The organism is Trebonia sp. (genome assembly GCF_030042015.1).
Classification (GTDB): Bacteria; Actinomycetota; Actinomycetes; order Streptosporangiales; family Streptosporangiaceae; genus Trebonia.
The window spans coordinates 1-6,559 of the sequence record NZ_JASIAL010000088.1 but is presented as its reverse complement, the minus strand read 5'-3'; the positions used below and the strand labels follow the sequence as shown (position 1 = coordinate 6,559).

The window sequence follows — 6,559 nt, the reverse complement described above, 5'->3', positions numbered from 1 at the left end:
CTGGCGGACACGCTGCCGCGCACGCTGACCGCCGGGCTCACCGCGCGTGGCGTCCCGCTCGCGCAGGCGAGCTCGATCGCGCACCTGCCGCCGGTGTCCACCGTGTTCGCCGCGATGCTCGGCTACAACCCGGTGCGGAACCTGCTCGCGCCGACCGGCCTGCTGCACACGCTGCCCGGCAGCGACGTCGCGGTGCTGACCGGACGGCAGTTCTTCCCCGACCTCATCTCGGGGCCGTTCCACCACGGGCTGATGATCGTGTTCACCGCGGCAGCGGTGATGTCGCTGCTCGGCGCGGTCGTGTCGTGGTTCCGCGGAAAGCAGTTCATTTTCGGGGAAGAGGGGCCACGGCCCGTTCCTGATGCTGAAAATGAGCCGGTGACCGGGTAAAATCCCTTCCGTGCCACGTTATGAGTATCGCTGCCGTGCCTGCGGCGACACGTTCGAGCTGACCCGGCCGATGAGCGAGTCGTCGGCGCCGTGCACCTGCCCCCAGGGCCACGACGACACCGTCAAGCTGCTGTCCACGGTGGCTGTCGGGGGGATGGCGGGCGGCCGTACCCCGGCCGGGGGCGGCGGAGGCTGCTGCGGCGGCGCGTGCGGCTGCGGCGGTTAGCCGCCCCGCCTCTTGCTGTTATCGGCACGGGACGGCGCCGGTAAGGACTCCGGGGCTGCCCGCGCGACCGTGGCCTTCGCCCATGCGGTCGTGGAGATGATGCCGAGCAGCAGCACGGCGTAGCCGCAGCCCGCCATCACCCACCAGCTCGCGTGCGCGGCGCCGAGGAACCCCGCGTGCAGCGAGCCGCGCAGCGACGCGGCGAGCACCGAGCCGACGATGGCCACGCCGAGTGAGGTGCCGAGCTGGCGGCTGGCGGAGTTCATCCCGGACGCGACGCCGGCCTGGGACTTGGGCACGCCCGACATGACCCCGTTGGTGATCGCCGAGCTCACCATGCCGACGCCGATGCCGAACAGGCCGTAGGTGGCGATCAGGAACAGCGGGCCCGACGTGAAGGAAAGCCGGGACAGCGCGGCGCTCGACAGCGTGAGCGCGGTGCCGGCGACCACCAGCGGGATGCGCGGGCCGCGCCTGGCGAGGATCCGGCCGGACAGCGGGGCGCACAGCGCCATCGTCACCGGCATCGGCAAGATCGTCAGGCCGGCCCGCGCCGCCGAGAAGTCGCGCACGTCCTGCAGGTACAGCGTGGTGAGGAAGAGGAACCCGGCGGTCGCCGCGATCGCGCACACCGCGGTCATGTTGGCCGCGCTGAACGGCACGCTGCGGAACAGCCGGAAGTCGACGAGCGGCTCGCGGCGGCGGGGCTCGTACCGCAGCAGGAGGCCGAGCGCGGTCAGGGACAGCACGAAGAACCCGGTGATCTGCGGCGAGAACCAGCCGTAGCCCGGGCCCTGGATGATCGCGTAGGCGAGCGCGGCGAGCATCACGATGACGAGGACCTGGCCCACGGGATCGGCGCGGCGGCCGCGCTCGGCGCGCGACTCGGGCACGAACAGCGCGGTCAGCGCGATCGCGGCCAGGCCGACGGGGATGTTCGCCCAGAAGATGCTGCGCCAGCCGCCGACGTTGATGAGGATGCCGCCGGCCACCGGTCCGAGCGCCATCGACAGGCCGAACACCCCGTCCCACACCCCGATGGCCTTCGCCCGCTCGGACGGCGTGGTGAAGGTGTTCGTGATGATGCCAAGCGCCGCCGGGTTCAGCATCGACCCGCCGACCCCCTGCAGCACACGGAACCCGATGAGCCAGGCGAGGCTCGGCGCCAGGCTGCACAGCCAGGAGCCCATCGTGAACAGCGACAGGCCGACCTGGAAGATCGTGCGGCGGCCGATCCGGTCGGCGGCCGCGCCGGAGAACATCAGCAGGCTGGCGAGCACGATCGTGTACCCGGCGACCGTCCACTGCAGGCCCGCGACCGTGGTGTGCAGCGTGCGGCCGATGGCGGGCAGCCCGACGTTGACGATCGTGTTGTCCAGGCCGACCATGAACAGCGCGCTGCAGCAGACCGCGAGCACGACGGCGCGCTTGCCGCCCCCGATGGCTGCGGATGGTGATTGATTAGACACGTTCTGTAGTTGCACTTGGGCAGCGGAAACCGAATGCATTGCGCACCGCCTAGGGGGGTCGGCGAGTGGTATATCCGGATATGACACTACATGGGTGCGGCTAGTAGTCAATAGGTCACGCATTAGTGAGCACGGAAGTCGTCCGCGTGAGTTCTGCCCTCGCACCGGGATGTCTCGGTCTACATTTGTGCCAGGTGCCGTGATTGCCGGCTGCGAACTTTGTTACATGCGTGATTAGTGAGGTGGCGGCGTGCCCGAGGGGGGATACCTAAGCCGCAGGCTACTCCAGCTGGTCATGCCCATTTTCCCCGACCGCCGCATGTTCCGCATTCACGACCCTGAGGTCGACCCTGACGCCCCCGGCGGGCCGCTGCCGCCGATCGGCGTCCTGGTGTCCGGCAGCCGCGAGCAGCTATTGGTAGGCAGCCTCCAGCAGGATATCGATGTCCGGCTGGTGCTCGAGGAGTGGGACGGCCAGCCGCTGCTGCCCGACGCCTGGGATGAGGAGGGCAAGGCGCGGCTGTACTTGCGCGGGCAACTGTCGGTCGACATGGGGTCGGTGGGGCCCGCCGTATCGCGGCTGCGCCTGTCCGGCGGGGTTGGCGACTACGAGGTACGCGTGTACGCGCGCCACCGCGAGGCGGTGGTGCAGCTGTACGAGGACCTGTTCTCCCAGCACAAGGACCCGCTGAGCGATGAGTTCCAGCGCGAGAAACGCAAGCTTGAGGGAGTGGAGCGGTACCTGGTCCAGCTCTGGCGCGACTCGTTACGTATGGACGGGGACCGGTGCCCTGCTCGGCGCCGTCGGGCTGGCGCTGCGCGCGGCCGGGTGGCTGCCCGGCTTGGGAGTCGCGGCCTTGGTTATCGCCGCGCTGGTCGTCGTGGCCCTCGTCGTCGCCTGGCCGGTGCCGGACGTCCCGGCCGGCACGGTGGCCCGCGCGCTGGTGAGGCCCGCTGGCGGCCCGGTCTTCGCGGGCGCGCTGATCCCCGGGGTGCCTGACGCCTGGGGGGTGGTCGACTGTTTGAGTGCGTGCGCGCGGAAGGGAACCATGACGTACACCATCATCGAGATGACGGCCACCACCGCGACCGTGAACAGCGACCCGATGACCCGTCCCCGGGTGGAACGGAGCCTGACGGGCGGCCCTGGCCGCCGGAACGAGGACAGCCGCGCAGCAAGACCCGGGTCCTCGGCCGAAAGCCGCCGCTCGATCTCGGCGAGGATGCGCTGCTCGTCCATTGACAGCGCCATGGCGCCATACCTCCATGTTCCGCGCGCTACTGGGAACTCTCTTACTATCCCCCACGGAGGCAGCTTTATCCAATCGTTCTGACTTTGTTCCCCGCTCTTTTTGCAACACCTCAGCCATCGCTACGGACTGTGTCACCTCTTGCATCAGGGAGTAGTGACGGCGCCAGCGGTGTCCGTGGAACCGAACACGTGTTTGCCAAGATCGAATAGTCGTTCTAGGCTTAGGTCCATGCGCTGGGACAACCTGCGACTCGATGCCGTGGCCGGCTCCGCCTCGCCAGACGACGGCGGACAGGTGCCGATGTTCGAACGCGGCGCCGTGGTGCGCACGTTCGACACGCCGGGCTTCCGCGGCATGACGTTCTACGAGATCCAGGCGAAGTCGATCGTCAGCCGCGTCCCCGAGGCCTCCAGGATGCCGTTCCGCTGGACGATCAACCCGTACCGCGGATGCCAGCATTCTTGCGTCTACTGCGCATGGGGTGAAACACCGATTCTGATGGGGGATGGAACCACTAGACCGATCGCGGATGTTCGCGTGGGTGATGCGATCTACGGCACGGTGCAGGACGGACCCTGCCGCCGCTACGCGGTCACGGAGGTGCTGGCGCACTGGTCCACGGTCAAGCCCGCCTACCGGATCACGCTAGCGGACGGCACGCGGCTGGTCACGAGCGCCGACCATCGGTTCCTGACCGAGCGCGGCTGGAAGCACGTGACCGGCGCCGGGCAGGGACCGGAGCAGCGTCCGTTCCTGACCCCGAGCAACAAGCTCATGGGCGTCGGCGCCTTCGCCGACCCGCCCAAGGACAGCACCCAGTACCGGCGCGGCTACCTGTGCGGCATGATCGGGGGGGACGCCAGCCTCGGACATCGCCGCCGCCCGCGCGGCGACGCATGCCGGTTCGGTCTTGCCCTGGCCGATACAGAGGCGCTGACCCGCACCCGCCGCTACCTGGGCACGTTCGGAATTCTCGCCACGGAGGCCGACCTCGCCCTCGCCGGCCAGGCGCGCGGGGCCGTCCGGGCGACCGCGACCGCGTCGCGGGGAAACGTGCGGGCAATCGAGCACCTGATCGCGTGGCCCACCTGCCCGTGCGAGGACTGGTTCCACGGCTTCCTGGCCGGCATCTTCGACGCCGAGGGCTCGCACAGCAGGGGTACCTGGCGAGTATCCAGCACCGATCCGCAGATCATCACGTGGACCACGCGCGCGCTGGACGTGCTGGGCTTCGACCACGTGCTGGAACCGCCGGACAGGCCGGACGGACTTGCCGTGGTGAGGCTGCGCGGCGGCCTGCGGGAGGTGATGCGGTTCTTCCACGCCACCGATCCGGCGATCACGCGGAAGCGGTCGATCGAGGGCGCGGCGCTCAAGGGCGACGCCAGGCTGCGGGTGGCTGCGATCGAGCCGCTCGGGATCGAGCTGCCGATGTTCGACATCACGACAGGCACAGGCGACTTCATCGCGAACGGCGTCGTGAGCCACAACTGCTTCGCCCGCAATACGCACACCTACCTGGACCTGGACGCCGGGCGGGACTTCGACACCAAGGTGGTCGTCAAGGTCAACGCGCCCGAGCTGCTGCGCAAGAAGCTCGCCTCGCCTGGCTGGACCGGCGAGCACATCGCGATGGGCACGAATGTCGACTGCTACCAGCGGGCCGAAGGCCGCTACCAGCTCATGCGCGGGATCATCGCCGCGCTGCGGGACGCGGCCAACCCGTTCTCGATCCTGACCAAGGGCACGCTGATCCTGCGCGACCTGGACCTGCTCCTTGAGGCCGCCGAGGTGACCGACGTCGGACTGAACGTCTCGGCGGCCTTTGTCGACAAGTCGCTGTGGCGGGCCATCGAGCCGGGCACGCCGGCTCCTGAACGGCGCCTGCAGGCCTGCGCCACGCTCAACGACAACGGGCTGCCCTGCGGGGTGCTGATGGGCCCTGTCGTGCCGTACCTGTCGGACTCTCCCGCCCAGCTCGCCGCGGCCGTGAAACAGATCGCGGAGGCGGGAGCCAGCCATGTGACCCCGATCGTGCTGCACCTGCGGCCGGGCGCCAGGGAGTGGTTTCTTGGCTGGCTGCGCGGCGCGCACCCGGACCTCGTGGGCCGCTACGCCGCGCTCTACCGGCGTGGCGCGTACGCGCCAAAGGACTACCAGGCCGGGATCGCCGCCCAGGTCCGGGAGCTGGCCGACCGGTACGGCGTCGGCCGCCGCGGCCCGCGCCAGGCGCGGGCGCTGCCCCGCTCCCCCGCCGTCCGGCCGTCGGCGCCGTCGGCGCCGCCGGTTCCAGCGGGCCACGAGCAGCTCAGCCTCCTGTAACGACAGCCTCTCCTGTTACCCTTGGGGCTCGCGGAGGTTGCCCGTGGAGCGTCGTCCGCCGCGCGGGGGCGGCTCTGGCCCGAATCACGTGATCGTAACGGCCTGCTCGCCTCGCTCACGGCATCCATCCGTGAGCGATTTATCCTGTATATCATAATCTGCCCGGTTCTCGGTCGCCGCCATGTCCCGGCCCGCGGCGGATGAATGTGGCATCGAGCCGGTTATAGGCGGCTGACTGTCACATTCATCCGGCTGAGTGCTGCCAGGGCGGCCCCCGCTAGCGGCAGATCGGCGCGTTACCAGGACGCGACCTTCCCAAGACGTGAGACAGAGCCCTGGGTCCGATTTGCCGGGATTATGGCGGTCAGTCCCCTGTTGCCTGGCGGACCCGGCCGCCGCCGCCAACCCGGCAGCAAGACAGGCCGCGGCGTGCGGCGGGCCGGGAGAAACGGGAACCGTGGGCCGGGGGTAGGGGGGTGAAACGGGAGCCGGGAATCGCGAGCCGGGCGGGTGGCGGCGGCCGGCGTGGCGGCTGGCGAGTCGCAGCAGGTCACGAGGCAAATGGGAACGGTCACAGAATATACGCCGGCGGCGCGGGCGGCCTTTCGGGCGTTACTGCCGGGTAGCCCTTTTGGGCCGTATAGGAGAACTTGCTACTTATCGCGTCGCGCCGCCCGACATGACAGTGGAGCGAGTCGGGGCCCGGGGTCGGCTAAGGCGGGCTAAGGCGCACGAAAACGAAGGCTAGCAGCGGAAACTCGCCAGGCTGGCGGATTCAGCGCCGGGAAGCGGACCGCGATTGCGGATCCCACGCCGGCGGAGGCCACCGCCGAAAGAATGCGCGGTGAATAGGGTATCCGGGTCATCAGGGAGCCTTAGATATACGTGATGTCACGTTA

4 protein-coding genes and 1 pseudogene are annotated in these 6,559 nt (G+C 69.4%); 3 read left to right on the top strand and 2 right to left on the bottom strand.

Annotated elements, in window-relative coordinates:
• Both Q1N79_RS04325 and Q1N79_RS04320 read left to right on the top strand, forming a co-directional pair.
• A pseudogene (locus Q1N79_RS04325) lies at positions 1–390 on the top strand (hypothetical protein); the annotation flags it as partial.
• Positions 391–400: 10 nt separating this feature from the next.
• Positions 401–616, top strand: a complete 216-nt coding sequence (locus tag Q1N79_RS04320; protein WP_300604705.1) for a zinc ribbon domain-containing protein — start codon at positions 401–403, stop codon at positions 614–616.
• Here Q1N79_RS04320 and Q1N79_RS04315 read toward each other — a convergent pair.
• Positions 613–2,085 (bottom strand): MFS transporter, encoded by a 1,473-nt coding sequence (locus tag Q1N79_RS04315; RefSeq protein ID WP_300604702.1) that lies wholly within the window; start codon positions 2,083–2,085, stop codon positions 613–615. The two genes, Q1N79_RS04320 and Q1N79_RS04315, sit on opposite strands and share 4 nt — an antisense overlap.
• A gap of 766 nt (positions 2,086–2,851) precedes the next feature.
• Entirely contained in the window at positions 2,852–3,337 is a 486-nt protein-coding gene (locus Q1N79_RS04310; RefSeq protein WP_300604699.1) for a DUF3040 domain-containing protein, read from the bottom strand.
• Positions 3,338–3,566: 229 nt separating this feature from the next.
• Here Q1N79_RS04310 and Q1N79_RS04305 point away from each other — a divergent pair, with 229 nt between their 5' ends.
• A complete protein-coding gene (locus tag Q1N79_RS04305) occupies positions 3,567–5,660 on the top strand; it encodes an intein-containing Rv2578c family radical SAM protein (RefSeq protein ID WP_300604696.1) in 2,094 nt (697 codons plus the stop codon).
• The last annotated feature ends 899 nt before the right edge of the window (positions 5,661–6,559 follow it).

Bases quoted from the DNA above. Each gene is read 5' to 3' on its own strand.
- Q1N79_RS04305 (WP_300604696.1), top strand. From the start codon at position 3,567: ATGCGCTGGGACAACCTGCGACTCGATGCCGTGGCCGGCTCCGCCTCG.
- Q1N79_RS04310 (WP_300604699.1), bottom strand. From the start codon at position 3,337: ATGGCGCTGTCAATGGACGAGCAGCGCATCCTCGCCGAGATCGAGCGG.